The organism is Streptomyces barringtoniae (assembly GCF_020819595.1).
GTDB classification, from domain to species: domain Bacteria; phylum Actinomycetota; class Actinomycetes; order Streptomycetales; family Streptomycetaceae; genus Streptomyces; species Streptomyces barringtoniae.
On the sequence record NZ_JAJHNP010000007.1, the window covers coordinates 349,410 to 369,190 of the forward strand.

Consider the following 19,781-nt stretch of genomic DNA (forward strand, 5'->3'; position numbering starts at 1 on the left):
AGGCCAGGTCTTCTTCGTGCCCAGTCCGCAGATACTGCGCGGCCGGGTTTGCCACCAGCCCGTCACGGAGGCCTCGGGTGAGGTGTCGGTCGTTCAGGTCCAGGCTGCGCGCGGTCCAGGTGCCGAGGTACGCCCGCTCTGCGAAGTCCCGGGATCGGCGAGAGGTGGCCACCCGTAGTTCCACCTGGTCAGCAAGTGGCGTCGGTCTGACCAGGCTCAGGAGGCGGCGGACGTCAGGTACGTCAGGCACAGCCCTCCCTCACAATCAGGCATCTTCTGCAGGGTCCAGCGGCCGTTGACGGTCGCTGAGGAGAAGTTCGACTCGGCGTCGTCCTGCTCCACCTCGCCCTCCTTCAGGGCGTATCCGGCCTTCGGGAGTTGCTTGTGCAGGAAGGACAGCGCGGAGTCGAAGCCGCCCCGTACGACTGCGACGACGACGAGCCGGTTACCGGTGCGGTGCTCCACCGAGGTGACGACCGCGCCGTCGGGCACCGGCAGGGTGACCGGGAAGTCCTTGGGCAGCGGCAGTGAGGCGGCGGTAGGACAGCCGCCGGACGCGGTGTCGGCCGCCTTCGCGGCAGACGGATCTGCTCCTTGCCCGGCCGCATACCGCGTCTGTCTCTCGGGCCCGGCGTGCTTGGTCGTCGTCGAGCATCCCGTGACAGTCGCCAGGCTGAGGACTACGCCGCCCAATGCGGCAGCGGGGAGGAAGGACTTCACCTACTGGCCTCCTTCGGGCTTCTTGCGTGCGCCGTGGACCACGGCGTCGAACGCGCCGTACAGCGTGTTGCCGGTGGCCTGACGGGCGATGGAGGCCAGTGCGTCGTAGTTCTGGGGCCCGCCGGTAGCGCAGGTGCCGGTGCAGCCGTCGGCGTACGCGGCGAGCACGCGGCCCTGGGCGTCGAGGGTGACGTCGATGAAGTCCAGAAGATTGCGGTCCTGGCCGCAGGTGGTGCCACTGGTGCAGATCGAGCCCCTCTGCACCGGGTCGGTGGGCGTGGCGTCGACGGTGACCCACGACTGGCCGCCGTCGTAGGTGGTGGCCACGTACAGGTGCCAGACGCCCTTGAAGCCGGCCGCGTCCTGGTAGTTGCCGCCGGTCGTGGTGCCCAGGAAGGCGAAGGCGGCGCGGTCGTCGTCGCCTGCGGTCACGGCCGGGAAGACGATGTTCTTGATGCCGAGAGCGGCGCCGACGTTCTGGTCGTACAGCCACGTCTTGCCCTTGTCGTGGCTGATGGCGATACGCGCAGTGCCGTCGCTGTTCTGGTAGCCCATGTACACCGTCCCGCCGGCTCCGACCCCCACGCTCGGGTCGGAGTCACCGGGGGTGCTGGAGGGATTCTTGCGGACCGTCCACGTCAGCCCGTTGTCCTCCGAGACGGCCACGGCCTGGTTGCCGCCGCAGCCCTTGTTGGGCACGTACACCGTGCCGTCCGGCGCGACCTTCACGTGCCCGTGCAGGCCGCCACAGTCCAGCAGCGAGTACATCGGAACGGCGGGCCCATAGGTGAGACCGCCGTCCCGGCTGACCGCGCAGGAGGCGTCGGCGATGTCCTGCGAGCAGTAGTAGACGGCGTTGGGGTAGGACGTGAGGGCACCAGGTCCGCCTGGGGTGAAGGGGCCGCCACCGATGGTCTGGTGGTCCACACCGGAGTTGACGCCGGAGCCGCCCGTCGGCGTCCATGTCTCGCCGTCGTCGTCGGTGTAGCAGGTCAGAGCAGTCTTGCCGGCGAGCTGCGACTCGAAGGTACGGCGGGCGGCAGGGTCGGTGAACAGGATGGGGTCGAGGCTGGTGGTGCTGCCCAGGGGACAGCCGTTGGCCGCGTGCGCGCTCTTGTCCTGCCAAGTGGCGGTGCCGTCGCCGTCGTAGGTGACCTTGAGCGTCGAGGTGTACGCCTGGAACATCGCGGCGCCACTCGCGCGGTCCACGCCGATCGAGGGCTCACCGGCGTTGTGCGCGTCCTTGATGCCGTCAGGCGCCGAGGAGTTGGCGTACGTCGGCGGGACGGCCGTGCTCGGCGGCGGATCGGCCGGGTTGGCGACCAGGCTCGCAACGCCGGTGAACCTGTCACCGAGCGGTGCGTACGGCACCACGCGCACGGTGTACGACGCCGTCAGCGCCGGAAGCAGCACGGTCTCGGGGTCGCTGGAGGACGCCGAGGCGGCCACCTCCCGACCGTTCGCGTCGAGGACGTAGAGGTCGAAGTCGGCTGCGGTGTCGGGCCACTTGATGTCGATGCGCAGGCTGTGATCAGTGTCGTAGCCGGCAGGTACGGACACCTTCAGGGCATAGTCGTCGCAGAGTTGCGGATTCCCGCAGCTGACCGTTCCCGCGGTGCCAGAGATGTTCGGGATGACGAAAGGACCGGCGCTCCACGTGGCCGTGGGCGCCGTGTCGCTGACCGAGCCCGAGGGCGGAGCGGCGGCGTCTGCCGACACACTCGGCAGAGCACCGGCGACCAGCGCCAGCAACCCCACGGTAATGCGCCACCGCGACCGGCTGTTGCGGTGAAGACGTAGCGCGGAGAAGAGAGCCACAAATACCTCCGGGGTTCGTGAGTCGGACGAAGACTGGATGGTGCGTGGCGATACTGATCAGGCCTTCGTCTGCTCTACGGGGAGGTAGGCGGCGTCCGTCGCAAGGAATCCGAACTCTTTTCGCCCGGCACACTGCCGTGCCGGCACCGCGACCTGCTTCGCCGCCGCCACGCCAAGGCCTCCCGCCCCAAACGTCCCAGGCGACCGCGCGCCATACGTTCCGTCAGTGAGTTCGTCGTCCTTGACATCACGGTCGCCGCATCCACCGTGCGGAACATCCTCAAGGAGCACGGCATCGGCACCGCATCCGAGCACACCTGCACAACCGGCGCTACATTCCTACGCTGTCGAGCACAGGCCATCCACGCCGCCGATTTCTTCGCGACCAACACCCTGACCGGGGCGACCTGTACGTCCTCGCGATAATCGAGCAGGCCACCCGGCGTGTGCGGATCCCCGGTGCAACCGCGCACCCGACCGCGGCATGGGTCACCCGACTCGCCCGAAAGATGCTCATGGACCTTCAGGACACGGGCGCCGGCGTGGCACCCTCGGTGAGCAGGGCAGGTCCCGCGCCGGCCTGGTAGTCGCCGGCCGTGCGACGCAGGACGCCGTCGTCGTCGAACTCCCGCCTCGACAGCCGTAGCGCCACGGCGGCCCGCTCGGCCAGGGCCACGTCGACCTTCTCGAGTATCTCGTCGAGCTGTGTCCCGACTCACACGCCGGGACGGCACATTGAAGCGAAGATAAGGACAACGGTTCGATCTCTGTGCGTGCCAGAGGCTGACACCGGCGTCCTGGTGCGCGGTAACGTGCGCGCTCGGCCTGATCATCGCACTGTCCAGGGACTGTTATGCCCGATCCTTTCACGCCGCCGGACGACCGGCCGGCAGCGCCCGTGACCGTCCGCTTGACGGCCGAGTCGCGGGCCGGGTCCTCCATGCGGCGTCAGTTGCTGTGGTCCGTGCTGCCACCGGGCGTGGTCGCCGTGGCCGGTGCGGTGACCACCGCGCTGGTCAGTGACGGCCACCTGGACCGGGCGGACCAGGGGGCGATGTTCGGCGGTGTGGTCCTCATCGGCGCCATGGCGGCAGGAATCGCGGGTGTAAGGGCTTCGGCGGAGGCACGAGCAGCCACCAAGCACTGGACGGAGCTGTCCCGTGCGGCCGACCGGGACCGTGCCGAACTGGCCGAGCTGATCCGCACCACAGCCGAGGGCAGAGCCGAACTGGGGTCGTTGTTCCGTCGGCTGAGGGCTGGGGAGCCCCCTGTGCGGCGCCAGCCAGAACTGCCGCCGCAGACCGGCCCGGACGGACTCTCCCGACTCGGATTCGAGATCGCTGCGGCCCGGCACGAGGCGGAGGCAGCCCTGCTGGAGACCGCCGCCGGTGCGCTCGGTGCGGAACACAGTGCCCGGCTGGAGCAGTTCGAGGTGTTCGCCAACCTGGCGCGTCGACTCGAGTCCCTGGTGCACCGCGAGATAGGACTGCTGGACAGCCTGGAGAACGAGGTCGAGGACCCCGACCTGCTCAAGGGGCTGTTCCGGGTGGATCACCTGTCCACCCGAATCCGCCGCTACGCCGAGAACCTGGCCGTGCTCGGCGGCGCGAACACCCACCGCCAGTGGACCCGTCCCGTCGGCCTGACCGACGTGCTGCGTTCCGCCGTCGCCGAGATCGACCAGTATGCCCGGGTCAAGCTGGTCCCGCCCATTGATGGAACGGTCAGCGGCCACGCCGTGGTCGACGTCGTCCATCTGCTGGCCGAGCTGCTGGAGAACGCGACGGTCTTCTCACCGCCCCAGACCACCGTGCACGTGCGGGTCGAGCCCGTCGCTGCCGGGGTGGCGATCGAGGTCGAAGACCGAGGCCTGGGCATGTCAGCAGCCGAGCGCAACCAAATGAACAGGGTGTTGGGTGCACCCGACAAGGTCGCCCTCGGCGAGCTGCTGCAGGACGGCCGGATTGGCCTGTACGTGGTCTCGGTCCTGGCCCAGCGGCATGACATCGCTGTGCAGTTGCAGAGCAACGTATACGGCGGCACTCAGGCCGTCATGGTGTTGCCCACGGCGCTGCTCGGCCCGCAGCCGGCAGCTCCCGCGCCCGAGCACCCCGCTGTCGCGACCCCTGACGCGGTGCCGCGAGACCGAGTGGAGCCCGAGGCGACGGACCCCCCGGCGACAGTGATGACCGTCGTCGCGGATCCGCGCGTGTCCGATTCCGAACCCCAGCCCGCCCCGATGCCCTCCCACGGTGAGGACGACCGTCCGCGGCTGCCTCAGCGACGCCGGGACCACGCCGCCGAACAGCCGCACCCGGTCCCCAGCGCCGGTACTTCCGAGGACATCGCACACGACCCGGGCCTGATGGCCGCGTTCCAGACCGGACTACGCAGGGCCGAGGAAGCGGAGACGCCCTGACACCCGAGGGCCACCCTGAAGGCCAGGGGCCCCGTCCAGCAAGCCATTTCCTTCTGCCGAAGAGGAGTACACGATCGTGGCGAGCGAAGACCTTTCCTGGCTGTTGACAGGTCTGGTGAACCGGGTGCCGCACACCCGAAGCGCCTTGTTGCTGTCCTCGGACGGACTGGTGAAGGCGGCGGAGGGGCTCGAGGCGGACGCCGCGGACCAGTTGGCCGCGCTCGCCAGTGGGCTGTACTCATTGGCGCGCAGCGCGGGCCGGCACTTCGACGATGGCGGCGACGTGCGACAGATAGTGACGGAGCTCAGCACCTCGCTGCTGTTCGTCTCGGCCGCCGGGCACGGCGCGGTGCTAGCGGTGCTGGCCGGACGCGAGGCGGACGCGGCGGTGCTGGGCTACGAGATGGGCATGATGGTGAAGAGCGTGCGCCCGCACCTGGCCACGCCGCCCCGGCACCCGGTGGGGTAGCCGATGTCGCCGGTCCTCCCCGACGGACCGCTGATCAACGAAGCGGTCGGGCGGCTGGTCCGTCCCTACACCGTGAGCGACGGCCGGACCAGGGCCACGTCCCACTTCACGCTCGTGACCGTGGTGCGGGCCACGGGTGTCCAGACGCAGGGCGCCTTCGGCCTGGAGCATGCGCAGGTGCTGGCGCTGTGCGAGAGCCCCGTGAGCGTCGCCGAGGTCGCGGCCCGGATGCAGGTGCCGGCCGCCGTGGTCAAGGTGCTGCTGTCCGATCTGGCTGAGGGCGGCGCGGTGGTCGCAGGCGACGCGCCCCCGCCGTCCCCGGGTCACTACGCACGACCTGATCGAGACCTCCTGGAAGCGGTGCGCGATGCCCTCCTCAAACGACTGTGACCCGCTGCCCGCCGAAGCCCTGCCGGTGGGAATCAAGGTGCTCATCGCCGGCGGGTTCGGCGTGGGAAAGACCACCTTCGTCAACACGCTCAGCGAGATCGAGCCGCTGAGCACCGAGGAGATGCTGACCGCCGTCAGCGCGGCCACGGACCGACTGGACGGAGTGGAGGACAAGGCCACCACCACGGTGGCCCTGGACTTCGGCCGGATCACGCTCGGTCCGGCCCATGTCCTGTACTTGTTCGGCACACCCGGACAGGAGCGCTTCTGGTTCATGTGGGACGAACTCTCCGAGGGGGCGCTCGGGGCGGTGGTCCTCGCCGACACCCGCAGGCTGGAGCACTCCTTCGCGGCGGTGGACTTCTTCGAGCGGCGCGGCATCCCCTTCGTCGTCGCCGTCAACGAGTTCGACGGCGCCCACCGCTACCACGCGGAGGAGGTGCGGACCGCGCTCGACCTCAGGCAGGAGGTGCCGGTGGCATTGTGCGACGCCCGCGTCCAGAGCTCCGGCATCCGCGTGCTGCTCGAACTGATCCAGCACCTGATCACGACAAGGAGTTCCCATGGCAGCGACACCGCCCCACCCCTCCTCCGGGCCTGAGTCCGGGATCGCCGTGCGCCATCTACTCCTCCCCCCGGAGGACCCACAGGTGCGTACCCGATCCGAGCGGCTGCGCGCGCTGGGCATCGAAGCCCGTCCGGATACGGAACTCGACGCCTTCGCACGGGAGCTGGCACAGCGCACCGGCGGCTGCTATGCCGGGGTCAACTTCTTCCTCGACGCCGACCGCCAGTACTTCGCAGGGTTGTACAGCGCCGCACAGGACACCCCGGTGCACGTGGGACCGCCGTTGCTGGAGGACCCGGTGCCCGGCCGCGTCATGCCCCGCGACATCGACATGGGCATCTGCCCGCACGTGGTCAAGCGTCGCCGGGCGCTGGTGCTGGAGGACATCCGGGATTTCCCGCGGTTCGCCGGAAACCCGGTGGTCGACGCGATCGGCGTCCACTCCTACCTGGGCGCACCGCTGATAGACAGCACCGGTGTGGTGCTCGGCACCATCTGCGTAGTCGACCAGGACCCGCAACCATGGGGGCGTAAGGGGCTGGAAACCATCAAGGCCATGGCTGCGGAACTGGTCGAACGGCTCGAGGAGTCGGCACGCCGTCGCAGCTGACCGGCGCCGCCGGACTCGCAAACCCCATCCATGGTCTGTGAGCTGCAACTTCTGGGGAACGGCCGTCGACAAGCGGGCGTGCGGGTCAGACACCCCCTGTCGTTTGATGTCGAACGGCGTGGGGTGCCTGGTGTGACCAGGCGGCCGCTTCGTCGTAGTGGGTTCGGGTCTTGAGCATCCGTGGAGGATGCCGACGAGGCGGTTGCCGAGTGGGAGTATCCAAATGAAGGGTCTGGCCCGTAGTCGATGGTGACGCCGGGGGTCCGTCAGGGCAACAGGATGCGGTGGCGGAGGCGGAGGACGTCGAAGTCGGCGCGGCCGTGCATCTGTCTCATGATCCTCCAGGTGCGGGTGTTGACGCCTTCGGCCGCTGGTGAGACTGCCGAGGTGGGGTAGGCCGCCGTTCGCGGAGATGGTCGCGGCAGGGGTCGACGAGGGTGGGCCGGTCTTGTGGCAGGGTCGGTAAGGTGCTGCACCTCGGCCAGGCTCACTCCTGCGTCCTGGTTCTGATGGGCGTCCGCCTCGATGGCACCAAGGAACTGATCGCGCTCGCGGCGGGTCTGCGGGAATCCACCGAATCATGGGCCGACTTGCTGCGCGACTGCCGGCGGCGGGGAATGAGGGACCCGGCCCTGGGTGGTCGGGGACGGGGCGATGGGCCTGTGGCGGGCTCTGGCAGAGGTGTTTCCGCAGGCCCGGCATCAAAGGTGCCGTGGTCGCGTTGCTGAGTGCCCGTCGGGCGGACGGGGACCATAGCGCGGTCAGTCCGATGGATGGCAGCTGATCGCGACCGTAGCCACAGGCGGAGTCACCACATGACATAGGCAGTTCATTTTGCCAGGAATCCTAAGGCGCCGGCAGGGGGCGTGCCGACTCTGTCTACGGGCATGTGCGGCGGCGTTTGCCTTGTCCTCAGAGACGGGCCTGGTCATCTGTCGACGCCGCACCCCCTCGGCTCGTGGACCGCTCCAAGCGGATGTGTTGGGCCGCCCCGTGCTACGGCGAGGTGGGCAGGTGTGGGGAGCGGAGTACGAGCAGGGTGATCTCGCTGGGGGCGAAGACGCGGAACGGCGGGCCCCAGAAGCCGGTGCCGCGGCTGGTGTAGAGGAGGGTGCGGGCGCCGTGGTGGCTGAGGCCGGCGAGGGCGGGCTGGTCGATGCGGACCAGGTGGTGGAAGGGCCAGATCTGGCCGCCGTGGGTGTGGCCGGAGAGCTGGAGGTCGATGCCGGCGGCTGCCGCCCGGTCGACGAACTTGGGCTGGTGTGCCAGGAGCAGGACGGGCAGGTCGGGGTCGGCGCCGTCCAAGGCTCCGGCGAGGTGGGCGCGGTGGCCTGCCAGGCCGGAGGACTCGGCGGTGACGTCGTCCACGCCGGCGACCACGAGGGTGTCGCCGCCGCGTTCGAGCAGCAGATGGCGGTTGCGCAGCGGCTCCCAGCCCAGCTCGTCCATCAGGTCGACCCAGCCCTGGGCCTCGCTGTAGTACTCGTGGTTGCCGGTGACGTAGACACGGGCCCGGGTGGCCCGCACGGTACCGAGTGGGGCGGCCTGGGCGCGGCGGCGTTCGGCCGTGCCGTCCGCGATGTCGCCGGTGTGGCAGACCAGGTCGGCTTCCAGGGTGTTCACCGTCTCGCACACCCGTGCCGACCAGCGGGCGCGATCGAGTGGGCCGTAGTGGGTGTCGGTGATGAGGACGACGCGCGTGCCGTCCAGCCCGGCCCCCAGTCGCGGGAGTTGCACGTCGAGTCGGCGCACGCGTGGCACGCGGCGGGCCTCGGCGTACCCCCAGGCGAGCAGTAGGGCGGTTGTGCCGAGGACGGCCCACGTGACGATTCGGGCCCGGTCCTGACTCTCGCCGATGCCGGCCACGCTCAGGGCGAGCCGTAGTACGACGCCGAGCAGAACGGACCAGGTGAACAGCACCCAGCTGGTGCCCAGCAGGGTGTCACCGATGATCGCCGCCCGGTCCTGCTGGCGCCGGCCGTGGCCGCGCATCATCGCGAGCGGCATACCGATGAGACCGAGGACGAACAGGGCGGTGCCGACCAGCGTGACGGGCAGCGGCCAGTGCTGGCCGCTGTGCAGGAGCACCCAGCAGGGCACGGCCCAGAGCAGGACGGGGGCGATCAGGGGGATGTAGCGCATCAGGCGGTGCAGTCGGCTCTGCCGCGGCGCTTGCGCTTCACCCTCGGCGGGCCGGGTGTTGCTGGTGGCGGTCACGCTTCCCCTCCCTGGCCAGGCTGCTGTCTCGCGCACTGTATCCGGTCGCCTTCGGGCCGGCCGGACCGGCGTTCATGGTCGCGGCTCCTTGGGGCGAAGGGTTCTCTGCGGGATGGCAAGGCTCCGCCGCAGACACCTCCCTTGGCATGAGCCGCGATCAGGGCGCTACTGCCCCGGCTTGGTACTGCCGCCAGTGGAGCGCGCCCCGGCGGTACGATGGCCGAAGCCGACGACGGCGAGTGACGGCCTCACTGAAGCCGGCCCGGAAACAGGCGTTCAGCTCACGGACCAGCTGCAGGAGCGAGCCGGGTCTGGCCCTGCTTGGCCTCCAGCTCCTTGATGAGGTCTTCATCGACGTACTGCGGCAGTTCCGCGGCCGGGGTAACGGAGCGCGGACCGATGGCTCCCGTGACCGTCGGCAAACCAGCCGCGCTCCTCCTCCGACGACTGGTGCGGATGGCCCGGTCAATCACTCAGGTGGAACCATGGCCTGTGCTCGGGCGACGCTCGTCACGGCTTCTCGAGCCGGGCTGCCAGATCCTCGGGGAGCGTGTCCCGGTTGGTCCGGGTCACTTGGAGCAGGGTGATGTCAGGGCGCTCCTTGAGGGCGTCGGTGAACGGGTCACGGTGCGCGTGGACTGTGGCGACGATGTCGATGTCGGACTCGAACAGATGCCGGACCGCGTCCTGGAACGCGGTGCACGCCAGCTCCATACGCCCGAGCTCGTCGATCAGTACGAGATCTCCAGCAGCGGGATCCGCTGCCGCCGACATGAGCGGCGGCAGCGCGAACCGCTCCATGACGTCCAGATCGACGCCGTACCGGCCCACCCGCGGTGGACCGGGGAAGTCGACATGGGCGAGCACGGCTCGGCGACCGCCCTCCAGTGTCTCCAGCGCGAAACCGCTGCGGGTACCGCCGTGCCGGATCTCCTCCGTGGTGAAACCGACGGCCCTGCGGGTGCGCAGGAGCGTGGCCAGTCGGCGGACAAGGGTCGTCTTGCCCGCGCCGGGGCGTCCTTCGAGCAGGATTCTCGTCGGCATCGTGTGCGCTCCCTGACAGGCCCGTATGAAGGGTTCCCGGTGCGGCGGTCGGGCTGCTCGGCCAATGGAGTGGCCCGACCGCGCCGGCGGCGGCCGCACTGTTTCGGGCAGGGCGGCCGCGCGAACGCCCGGAATCGAGCTCAGGAGCGTGGCGTTCAGCGACCATGCAGCGATTACCCGGTAACGCAGGGGGAGGGATGCCTCCGCCTGGACACGGGCAACGCTGCTTCTTCCGCCTGTGGGCCGTGTCGGAGGCGCCAACGCCGACCACCGCTGTGGACGTGGGTGGAGATGCCTCGTGCACCCGTCCGACCGGTCCGGCCGACGCCGTCAGCGCCCGCCGGCCCGGCTCGGTCGGCTCATCTGCTCAGCCTGAGCCTCCACAGACCACGGCCGTGTGTCGCGGCGACCACTGTGTCACCCGAAGGAAGGAGGGCGATGTCGGTCGTGACCGAGCTGGGCAGGCCGTGGCCGAGCCGGGACCAGCGGGTCGGCGTCCTGACGTCGGCGACGTAGACGAGGTGGTCGGTGGCGAGGATCAACTGTCCCTTCGCGATGACCATCGCGTCCGCCGGGACGTCGGGCAGATTGCCGCTGATGTCCCTCCAGGTCGCCCCGCCGTCCAGCGACTCGAAGACGTGCCCGACGCCGCCACCCGGGATCCATTTGCGTGAGTACGCGCCGTAAACGGCGTATACGTGGGCGGGATGAGCCGGGTCGCTGACGATCCGGGTGACGTAGCGGTTCGGCAGGTTCGGTGCGGTGATGGTGTGCCAGGTGCCGCCGTAGTTGGTGGCGATGCCGCTCTTGAAGCCGCTTCCGTCCTCGTCCGAGGGCAGGCACGGACCGCACCAGCCGACGTAGTCGACGCCGTTGTCGGCTTCGACCGCGGTGGTGGACGCGGTCTCGCCGAGGTCGTGGACGGGCTGCCAGTCGCATGTCCCGGCGGCCTTCGCGCAGACCGTGCCGAAACCCTTCTGGGTCTCCCATACGTACCGGCCCGAGATCACCCAGCGGTTGCCGTTCGCCCTGTCGGCGGTGAACGGGGCGATGAACTGCATCTTGGGATCACAGCCGGCGATCGGCGCACTGATCTGGCAGCCGGGGCTGATCTCCCGGAATGCCGCTGCTGTGCCGTCGGAGCGGCCACCGACGGTGGTCACCGCGATGTCGCCGTAGGTGTATTCGACGGCCGCGCGGTCGGCGTTGTCCGGGTCCACGATGACATCGCCGCCGTCACCGGCGAACGGCTGGATCACGTCGTGGGAGTTGCCGCGCACCAGGGTTGCGCCGTTGTCCTGCAGGCCTCCCCACAGCGCCGTTCCGCCCTGAGGGTCGTGACCTGCGCCGACGTAGAAGTACTGGAGCGTGTGCAGCCCGGAGTTGAGGTCGTACCAGCCTGCCGTGGCATGGTCGGTCGTCAGCCGGGTCCACACCCCGCCGTCGCTGCCCACGTACAACCGGCCCTCGTCGTTGATCGCGATGGCGTGCTGGTCCGTGTGGACGGTGGGCGGACAGCCCGTGGCGGTGCCGTAGCAGGGCAGCGTGTAGTTCCAGAAGGGTGCGATCGTCGTCCAACTCGCGCCGCCGTCGCGGGATTCGTAGACCTCCTCCAAACCGACGTAGACGTGTTGCGGGTCGTGTGGGTCGACCTTGACGTACTGGTTGTACCAGGAGCCCACTCCCGGCTCGTAGGTGGACGGGAAGGACTGGGCGGATCCGGATCTGCCGAGCGTCCCGGCGTCCGCGACGAGCGTCCACGGCCCGTTCGGATCGCCGTTCGCCGACTTGTACACGCCCTTGAGCGAGGTCGACTGCATCGGCGAGGGGCGCTTGCCGGCGGTGTAGGCCGGTGACTGGATCACCGCGTACAGGGCGCTGCCGTCGGGGGCGTAGGCGAGGCTGGTGCGGCCGATGTCGGAGTCGTCGATCCCGGCGGGCCGTATCCGCTGGAAGGTACCCGGTGCGCCGCCCTTCGTGGACAGGTAGAGCCCGTCGTAGGGGGTGCCGTTGCGGAAGCCCAGTGCGGCCAGCACCGTGGCGCCGTGACTGCCCGGCCGGACGGTGACGCTGGAGATGATTGAGGTCCGCGCCGGGTCCTTGTCCGGGTTGGGGTCGGGGCTGAGCACGCGTTGCCACGGGGTGTCCAGCCGGCCGGAGAACGGGCGACGCCACAGGCCGTGGCTCGTTGCCGCGAACACGTACGAGCCGTTCGTCGTCAACGTGGCGACCTGGGCGTTGAGCAGCTCGGAGCCGCCGACCCGCTGGAAGGTCCTGCCGTGGTCGGCGGAGCGGTAGACGCCCTGGCCGGTGTAGTTGTCGGCGCTGGTGTTGGCCTCACCGGTGCCGACCCACAGGGAGTGGTCGGCGGGATTCACCCACAGCGAGCCGATCGACTCGGTGGACGCGTGCTGGAATCCGGGGGTCCAGGTCCTGCCCGTGTCCTTGGACCGCCAGACGCCGCCGTCGGCGAACCCGGCGTACACCCACGGGCCGTCCGTGGCCAGTGCGGACGCCCTGCCGGTCACCGGACCCCAGCCGGAGCCGTAGTCGGAGTAGGACGGGTCGGCATAACCGGGGGTCTCGCTGTCGGCCGAACCACTGGTCACCTCGGACCAGGTGCCGCCACGCACCGGAAGCCGGTCGCCGGCGGCCGCTCCCGCAGCGAGTGCGGCGCCGGAAACCGTGGCGGACGGGGCCGTACGTGCCGCGGCGAACTGGAGGGTACCGGCGACAGGGTCGTCAGGATCACCACCGTCGTCGGCCGGTTGCATGCCGCCGGTGTTGCTCAGGTGGACCTGCCTGGCGAGTGCGGCAAACCGACGGTCGGCGGACGGGTGGTGGGTTCGGGGGACGGCAACGCCGGGTGTGCCGCCGGTGAGAACCGCCGTGGCCACCATGGCGGCCACGAGCAGGCTGGCGCGAGGGAGCATCACATGCCTCCTGGGCATCAGAACGCGAGTTGTGTCGCGCGGTGCTCCCGCCACCACAGGACGCCGGTGAGCGTAAAGGGTCAGTGCGCGGCTCGCATAGCCTCAATTCGGTTTCATACGGCTGGGGTTGCCGCTGGATAGGAATTGCCGGACTGCGCCCGCGACTGGGGCGGGCACCGGCCCGGTCCCGAGCGCGCCGGGGAAGAAGGTCCGGGATCCGCGCTTCCGATGAGCGGATACCGGTGATGACGTGCGGGAACGCGGCTTACGGCGTGGCTGTGCGGGGATGGCCGGAGGTACCGGAAGAGGCCAGTCACCATCGGCGGCGGAGGTCCGCCGGAGTCCTCGACACACCATCCATAACGCCGGGTTATGGATGTGTGACGTCTCCCCGGCGGCACACAAGCGGCCGAATACTTCTCCTCAGGCAAACCGCCTATCGCCAAGTGCGCGGCCCACCAGGCCAGGCTTCCCGTCCGGACGACCAGCTCCCGCCATGCCGCCCGGACGGGAACCACGGCCCATGACCGCGGCGCCGCGCCTGTTCGAGCCGTGACGCGCCCCTGCGACAGGGCGACGGCTCCGCACGTGAGCTGTCGCCGCCCTCACCCCCTCACAGCCGGGAACGGCCGCGAGGCGAGTCTGCGCACTGGCCTTTCACGCCGGACCTCCCCCCCGGCGCCAGCGGCCGGATGGAGACGGTACTGACCGATCCGGCGACCGGCGAGGAACTGCGGGTCTGGCAGTAGAGGGGATACATGCACGTCTTCACCGGAGACACCCTGGCATGCGACTGGCGCGCCTCCATCGCACTCGAACCCGTCGAGACGATGACCAACGCCCTCAACCGCCCGAACACACCGCCGCCCTCGCCCTGGAACCCGGCCGACGCCGCGAGTTCAGCTTCGGCGCCGCCTCTGCGGCCTATGCAGCGCTCCGGTACTCATTGATCAGGCCGCCAACGGCTTGGCGTCGCGTGAGCCGGACGTGATTCAGGTCGGCCGGAGCCGCCGGTAGCGGTCGGGGCGGGCCCTCTACCTCACGTTGCCCCGGCCACGGAGCCGCAGGCCAAGGCCCTGAACCCGGTTTCCACACCCCACAGGCAAGGATCTGGCGGCATGCCGCGCGGACTTGCCCATGCCCAGGGGCACGCCCGCCATCTTGAGGCCGAGGTCGTCCGCGCGCAGGTGGATCCTGGCGGCGCCCGCCTTCCCCAACTCCCTTGTGTCCCCGCGAGAACGCTGACCACCCGGCCTTGAGGGAACGTCCCGACGGGCAACGAGTGAGCGGTCACCGAGTGGCCTACCCATTCGGGTACCCCCGTTGAGCAGCCGCACAGCCGCACGATCGGCATGCACGAACACGCCTGTTCCAGGCCTTTCGCGACCAGAAGACTTCAGTCGTCGGATCAACAGCTGACTGCCGCGTTCGGCGCGGTGGGAAGGAGAGGGCGGCATGGTGGCTGCGGGCGAGGCCTGGTGGTCGAACGCGGGCGGCTATGTGCCCGATGTACTGAAGGCGCTGGCGAAGCACCCTGGCAAGGTGGTGCTGCGCTACCCGGGTACGGAGCTGACAGCGGCCGACTACCTGCGTGCTGTCACCGGCACCTATCGCGCCTTGCGCGCAACCGGCGTCAGGCGCGGCACCGTGGTCGCCGTACTCACCGCACCCAACAGTCCGGACATGATCACCGTGCGGCATGCCGCTCACCTGGCCGGCGCCGCCGTCTGTTACCTGCGCTCCACCAACCCGGGTACCAGCACGGCCATGCTGCCGCTCACCGACCAACTCGGCATCCTGCGTGACACGGGCGCGACCGTCCTCTATGCCGACCGGACCAGCGCGGCGCGTGCCGCCGAACTGGCCGAGCATTCCGAAGCAGTCCTTGTCGGTCCCGGACAGGCCGGATCCGCCGGGGTCGTGCCCACCGACGACCCCGGGGCCATCGCCCCAGAGCGCGGGGAGCCCGACGGCCTGGCAGTGATCATGTTCACCAGCGGCAGCACCGGTCGCCCCAAGGGGATCCGCAAGTCACTGCGGGCCTGGGAGGGCACGGTGCGGATCGCGATCGAGTCACCCGCGGAGGCTGCCGAGATCACGGCACTGTTCAGCACCCCGCTGAGCCACAGCGCCGGGCTCCTGGTCGACGGTGCCCTGGCGGTGGGCGGTAGCGTCGTGCTACTGCCGGAGTTCGATGAGAAGCAGGTAGCGCATACCGTCACCGAGCACCGCGTCACCCGCACCTTCATGGCCACCACCCAGCTGTATCGGCTGCTCGACCATCTCGACGATCTGGGGCACCGTGACGCCGAGGCGGCCGGCCTGGCCAGCCTGCGGAGCCTGAGCTACAGCGGGACATCGGCGGCGCCCAGCCGTATCACCGCCGCGCTCGAGGTGTTCGGCCCGATCCTGCTGCAGCTCTACGGCACCACGGAGAGCGGCCGCATCACGTTCCTCGACCCGGCTGGGCACGCTGACCCCGGCCTGGCCGCGACGGTCGGCCGGGTATTCCCTGAAGTCGAGGTGGAGGTGCGTGACCTGGACACCGGGGCGCTGTTGGCCGACGGGCAGGTCGGTGAGATTCGGATGCGTTCCCCGCAGCTCATGGATGGCTACCTCGACCCGGCCCTGGACGCCGATGTGCTGCGCGACGGCTGGTACCGCACCGGCGACATCGGCTACCGCGACGAACGCGGCTACATCCACCTGCTCGACCGTGTCTCCGACGTCGTCAAGGTCGACGGGGTCAAGGTCTACCCGGCCGTGGTCGAGCGCGAGCTGCTGACCGTCCCCGGCGTCGCTCTCGCGGCCGTCTACGGAGTACGCGACACCGATGGCACCGAGCACCTCCACGCTGCCCTGACCTGCCGCCCCGGCACGCTCGTCGAATCCGACGCGGTACGCAAGCACATCAGCTCCTCCCTCTCTCCGGCACTGGCCCCCGAGCGGGTCCTGGTGCTCGACGAACTTCCCATGAACGCCACGGGCAAGCCCGACAAGGCGAGGCTGCGTGAGCACAGCGCCGCTGCGGCCTGAGGCACCGCGTCAACTCAACTCCCCTTCCACCTCAGCCACTTTCACCTCCTGCTGAACGAGAGGAATCTCATGCCCCGGCACCTCGACTACTTCACCCACCAGCTCACCGATGAGCAGCGCCGCACCCGCACCTTCCTGGAGATCGGCCGCCGAGCCGGCAACTTCCCCAGCGCGATCGCCCGCACGGCCGGCGAGGACAGCGAGGTCAGCGTCTGGTGCAGCAACGACTACCTCGGGATGGGACAGCACCCTGCCGTCCTGGCCGCCGTCCACGACGCCGTCGCCCGGTTCGGCGCCGGGTCCGGTGGCTCCCGCAACATCGGCGGCACCAACCACCGCCACGTGGAGCTGGAGCGCGAGCTCGCGGACTGGCACGGCAAGGACGCGGCGCTGCTCTTCACTTCCGGCTACACCGCCAACGACGGCGCACTCGCGGTGATCGCAGGCAACCCCGAGGGCACCGTCGTCTTCTCCGACGAGCTGAACCACGCGTCGATCATCGACGGTCTGCGGCGCAGCGGCGCCCAGAAGCGCATCTTCCGCCACAACGACGTCGCGCACCTGGCCGAACTCCTCGCGCAGGCCGACCCGGAAGCACCCAAGCTGATCGTGCTGGAGTCGGTGTACTCCATGTCCGGTGACGTGGCGCCGCTCGCCGAGATCGCCGACCTCGCCGAGCAGTACGGCGCGACCACCTTCCTCGACGAGGTGCACGCCATCGGCATGTACGGTCCTGAAGGTGCCGGCATAGCAGCGCGCGAGGGTATCGCCGAGCGGTTCGATGTCATCATGGGCACCCTCGCCAAGGGCCTCGGCACCGCCGGTGGTTACATCGCCGGACCGCAGGACCTGATCGACGCGGTGCGCACACTGTCGCGGGCGTTCGTCTTCACCACGTCGCTGCCGCCCGCCACCGCGGCCGGTGCCCTGGCCGCCGTACGCCACCTGCGCGCCTCCGATGCCGAGCGGCAGAGCCTGGCCAGGAACGCCCAGTTGCTGCACCGGCTGCTCGACGAGGCCGACGTGCCGTTCCTGTCCTCCGACTCGCACATCGTCTCGGCGCTGGTCGGCGACGACGCCCTGTGCAAGCAGGCGTCAGCGCTTCTTCTGGACCGGCACAAGATCTATGTCCAGGCCATCAACGCCCCCAGTGTCCGTGCGGGCGAGGAACTTCTGCGCATCGCTCCGTCGGCGACGCACACGGAGGCCGACGTACAGAAGTTCGCCGAGGCCCTCGCGGGCATCTGGCAGGAGTTGGAGATCGCCAAGGCGTCCGACCGCGCGGCCGGACGTACCGCCGCGGTGAAGGAGTCTGTGTGACCCGCCCTCTGGCCGCCGTGCTTGCCGATACGGCAGCACGGCGGCCGGACCATCAGGCTCTGGTCTGGGACGACACCGTCGTCACCTACGAGCGGCTGTGGGACCGGGCCCGCCACTACGCCGGAGTTCTGCGCCGCCACGGCGTAGCTCCCGGCGATCGGGTGGTTCTGCTCGTGCCCAACTCACCCAGTTTTCCGGCCGTCTACTACGGCGTCCTCGCCCTGGGGGCGGTTGTGGTGCCGATGAACGCGCAGTCCCGAGCCGCCGAAGTGGAGTTCGTGCTCAGGGACTGCGATGCGCGCGCCCTCATCTGCGAGGGCACAGCCCTTGAGCAGGGTGCTCCCGCAGCCGCGGCCGCCGGAATCGAGTTGTTCACCGTGGCGGACGGCCACGCAGGCGGAATCGATCTCGTCGCTCCCCACGCCGGGCCGCCCATCGAGGACTACGCGGAGGTCGCCCCGGACGACCTGGCGGCGATCCTCTACACCTCGGGCACCACGGGCCGCCCCAAGGGCGCGATGCTGACCCATCGCAACATCGTCACGAACATCGAGGTGACCGCTGTCTCCCCGTTCGGGATCCAGGATGACGACGTGCTCTATGGCTGTCTGCCGCTGTCGCACACCTTCGGGCAGGTCTGCGTCATGGGCACCTGCTTCCTGGCGGGCGCCACGCTGGTCCTCGCGCCCCGGTTCGCCGCCGAGCAGGCCCTCAAGGCGATGGAACGTCATGGCTGCACCGTCTTCATGGGCGTGCCGACCATGTATCACGCACTGCTCGAAGCCGTGGCTGCGGGCGCGCCCGCGCCCCGACTGAGGCGCGCCTACAGCGGCGGATCCGCGCTGGCAGTACCGGTCCTGGCGCAGGTGCAGCGCGCCTTCGGCTGCGAGGTGTACGAGGGGTACGGGCTGACCGAGACCTCTCCCTGTGTCGCGTACAACCAGCCGGGCACAGCACCGCGGCCCGGCACCGTGGGACTGCCGGTCGAAGGTGTGGAGGTGGCCATCGCCCGTGCCGACCTGGAAGGCAGCGTGGAGTTGCTCCCCGTGGGCGAGGTGGGCGAGGTCGTCGTCCGAGGCCACAACGTGATGGCCGGATACCTCGGTCTTCCGAAGGCCACCGCCGAGGTGCTCGTGGACGGGTGGTTCCGCTCCGGAGATCTCGGACACTTGGCACCGGACGGCTACCTCACACTCGTGGACCGGAAGAAGGACGTGATCATCCAGGGCGGCTACAACGTCTACCCGCGTGAGGTCGAGGATGTGCTGCTGCGCCATCCGGCCGTCGAGCAGGTCGCTGTGGTAGGCGTTCCGGATCCGGCACGCGGCGAGCAGGTCTGCGCAGTCGTGGTGCGCAGGGACGGCGCCGGCCCGGACGCTGAACTCTCCGGCGAACTCGACGAGTTGGCGCGCCAGGAGTTGAGCGGTTACAAGCGGCCGCGCCGCGTGGAGTTCGTCGAGCGACTGCCACTGGGCCCCAGCGGCAAGGTCCTCAAGCGTGAGTTGGCCAAACTGCTGCTCACTTCGCGAGCAGCCCGATCTCCAGCGCTCTGACCACTGCGAGGGTGCGGTTGGGGCTGTTCAGTTTGGCGAGGATGTTCCCCATCAGCCGCTTGACGCCGTTCTCGGAAATGCCCAGCGAGCGGGCGGCCTGCTTGTTGCTCAGGCCGCCCGCGACCAGTTCCAGGACCTGTGTCTCACGTGCCGTCAGCGCGACGGCAGGGCTGGGACCGGCAGGTACGAGCAGGCGCCGTGCCAGGCTCGCCGATACGTGGAAGCGCCCGGCGCACACGTCGGAGACCGCTTCACGCAGCAGGCTGAGGTGGAGAGCCGATCGGTCCACGAAGCCATGCACGTGCGAGGCCCAGGCCGACGTCATCCGCTCGTCGGGGCCGATGAGGACCATCAGGCGCACATCTTGGTCGCGCAGTTGCCGGGCCAACACCGGGTCCGTGGCCTCCGCCAGCTCGGCGGTGGAGGTGAGCAGCAGGTCCGGCGACACCTCCGGGGCAGCCGCTGCAGCGTCGGCGATGGTCGAGTAGCTGAAGATGCTCGCGATCGACTCCAGGGAGTGCAGCATCCCTTCGAGTCCGTAACGGTGGATGTCCTTGCGGACCGCCAGGGCAACGGTGAGGCCCCGCGCGGACTGAGACGTCGGAAGAGACATGTTCTCCTTCTCTCTGTACGAGGGTGGGGCCCCGGGTCGTGCGAGGGTGGCCGCCCCGTTCGAGGTCGGCC

General features: G+C 69.6%; 17 protein-coding genes and 1 pseudogene. 10 read left to right on the plus strand and 8 right to left on the minus strand.

The window, feature by feature from the left end; all coding sequences use genetic code 11:
* Positions 1 to 216: 216 nt before the first annotated feature.
* Together LMU33_RS15320 and LMU33_RS15325 are read right to left on the minus strand one after the other, a co-directional pair.
* On the minus strand, positions 217 to 720 hold the full coding sequence (locus LMU33_RS15320; protein WP_228620909.1) for a hypothetical protein: 504 nt from the start codon (positions 718 to 720) through the stop codon (positions 217 to 219).
* Complete coding sequence (locus LMU33_RS15325) at positions 721 to 2,280, minus strand: sialidase family protein (protein ID WP_228620910.1); 1,560 nt, start codon at positions 2,278 to 2,280, stop codon at positions 721 to 723.
* A 73-nt stretch (positions 2,281 to 2,353) separates the two neighbouring features.
* On the opposite strand from LMU33_RS15325, the gene LMU33_RS15330 reads away from it, so the two are divergent.
* Complete coding sequence (locus LMU33_RS15330; protein WP_228620911.1) at positions 2,354 to 2,512, plus strand: hypothetical protein; 159 nt, start codon at positions 2,354 to 2,356, stop codon at positions 2,510 to 2,512.
* 549 nt (positions 2,513 to 3,061) lie between these two features.
* Here LMU33_RS15330 and LMU33_RS15335 read toward each other — a convergent pair.
* Positions 3,062 to 3,214: a hypothetical protein gene (locus LMU33_RS15335; protein WP_228620912.1), complete on the minus strand. Its 153-nt coding sequence runs from the start codon at positions 3,212 to 3,214 to the stop codon at positions 3,062 to 3,064.
* A gap of 177 nt (positions 3,215 to 3,391) precedes the next feature.
* Between LMU33_RS15335 and LMU33_RS15340 the strand changes: the two genes are divergently transcribed.
* From LMU33_RS15340 to LMU33_RS15365, 6 genes and pseudogenes are all read left to right on the plus strand, one after another.
* Entirely contained in the window at positions 3,392 to 4,957 is a 1,566-nt protein-coding gene (locus LMU33_RS15340; RefSeq protein WP_228620913.1) for a sensor histidine kinase, read from the plus strand.
* A gap of 76 nt (positions 4,958 to 5,033) precedes the next feature.
* Positions 5,034 to 5,426 (plus strand): roadblock/LC7 domain-containing protein, encoded by a 393-nt coding sequence (locus LMU33_RS15345; RefSeq protein ID WP_228620914.1) that lies wholly within the window; start codon positions 5,034 to 5,036, stop codon positions 5,424 to 5,426.
* 3 nt (positions 5,427 to 5,429) lie between these two features.
* Positions 5,430 to 5,816: a DUF742 domain-containing protein gene (locus LMU33_RS15350; protein WP_228620915.1), complete on the plus strand. Its 387-nt coding sequence runs from the start codon at positions 5,430 to 5,432 to the stop codon at positions 5,814 to 5,816.
* Positions 5,794 to 6,417, plus strand: a complete 624-nt coding sequence (locus tag LMU33_RS15355; RefSeq protein WP_228620916.1) for a GTP-binding protein — start codon at positions 5,794 to 5,796, stop codon at positions 6,415 to 6,417. Before LMU33_RS15350 ends, LMU33_RS15355 begins: the two co-directional genes overlap by 23 nt.
* Complete coding sequence (locus LMU33_RS15360; RefSeq protein WP_228620917.1) at positions 6,380 to 6,994, plus strand: GAF domain-containing protein; 615 nt, start codon at positions 6,380 to 6,382, stop codon at positions 6,992 to 6,994. Before LMU33_RS15355 ends, LMU33_RS15360 begins: the two co-directional genes overlap by 38 nt.
* A gap of 491 nt (positions 6,995 to 7,485) precedes the next feature.
* Positions 7,486 to 7,705 (plus strand): annotated as a pseudogene (locus tag LMU33_RS15365) (transposase); the annotation flags it as partial.
* Positions 7,706 to 7,990: 285 nt separating this feature from the next.
* Here the strand turns inward: LMU33_RS15365 and LMU33_RS15370 are convergent.
* The 4 genes from LMU33_RS15370 to LMU33_RS15385 form a co-directional block, all read right to left on the minus strand.
* Positions 7,991 to 9,211 (minus strand): metallophosphoesterase, encoded by a 1,221-nt coding sequence (locus tag LMU33_RS15370; protein ID WP_228620918.1) that lies wholly within the window; start codon positions 9,209 to 9,211, stop codon positions 7,991 to 7,993.
* Positions 9,212 to 9,492: 281 nt separating this feature from the next.
* The gene (locus LMU33_RS15375; RefSeq protein WP_228620919.1) at positions 9,493 to 9,633 is read right to left on the minus strand and encodes a hypothetical protein; all 141 of its coding nucleotides are present in this window, start codon (positions 9,631 to 9,633) and stop codon (positions 9,493 to 9,495) included.
* A gap of 88 nt (positions 9,634 to 9,721) precedes the next feature.
* Positions 9,722 to 10,255, minus strand: coding sequence for an NTPase (locus LMU33_RS15380; protein ID WP_228620920.1), 534 nt, complete (start codon positions 10,253 to 10,255; stop codon positions 9,722 to 9,724).
* Positions 10,256 to 10,614: 359 nt separating this feature from the next.
* A complete protein-coding gene (locus tag LMU33_RS15385; RefSeq protein WP_228620921.1) occupies positions 10,615 to 13,188 on the minus strand; it encodes a beta propeller repeat protein in 2,574 nt (857 codons plus the stop codon).
* Between the two features lie 1,455 nt (positions 13,189 to 14,643).
* On the opposite strand from LMU33_RS15385, the gene LMU33_RS15390 reads away from it, so the two are divergent.
* From LMU33_RS15390 to LMU33_RS15400, 3 genes are all read left to right on the plus strand, one after another.
* Positions 14,644 to 16,224 (plus strand): class I adenylate-forming enzyme family protein, encoded by a 1,581-nt coding sequence (locus LMU33_RS15390; protein WP_228620922.1) that lies wholly within the window; start codon positions 14,644 to 14,646, stop codon positions 16,222 to 16,224.
* Positions 16,225 to 16,293: 69 nt separating this feature from the next.
* Entirely contained in the window at positions 16,294 to 17,544 is a 1,251-nt protein-coding gene (gene hemA / locus LMU33_RS15395) for a 5-aminolevulinate synthase (RefSeq protein WP_228620923.1), read from the plus strand.
* Positions 17,541 to 19,097, plus strand: a complete 1,557-nt coding sequence (locus LMU33_RS15400) for a long-chain-fatty-acid--CoA ligase (protein ID WP_228620924.1) — start codon at positions 17,541 to 17,543, stop codon at positions 19,095 to 19,097. The genes hemA and LMU33_RS15400 overlap by 4 nt, the downstream gene beginning before the upstream one ends.
* Here LMU33_RS15400 and LMU33_RS15405 read toward each other — a convergent pair.
* On the minus strand, positions 19,063 to 19,710 hold the full coding sequence (locus tag LMU33_RS15405; protein WP_228620925.1) for a helix-turn-helix transcriptional regulator: 648 nt from the start codon (positions 19,708 to 19,710) through the stop codon (positions 19,063 to 19,065). The genes LMU33_RS15400 and LMU33_RS15405 overlap by 35 nt on opposite strands.
* Between the last annotated feature and the right edge of the window lie 71 nt (positions 19,711 to 19,781).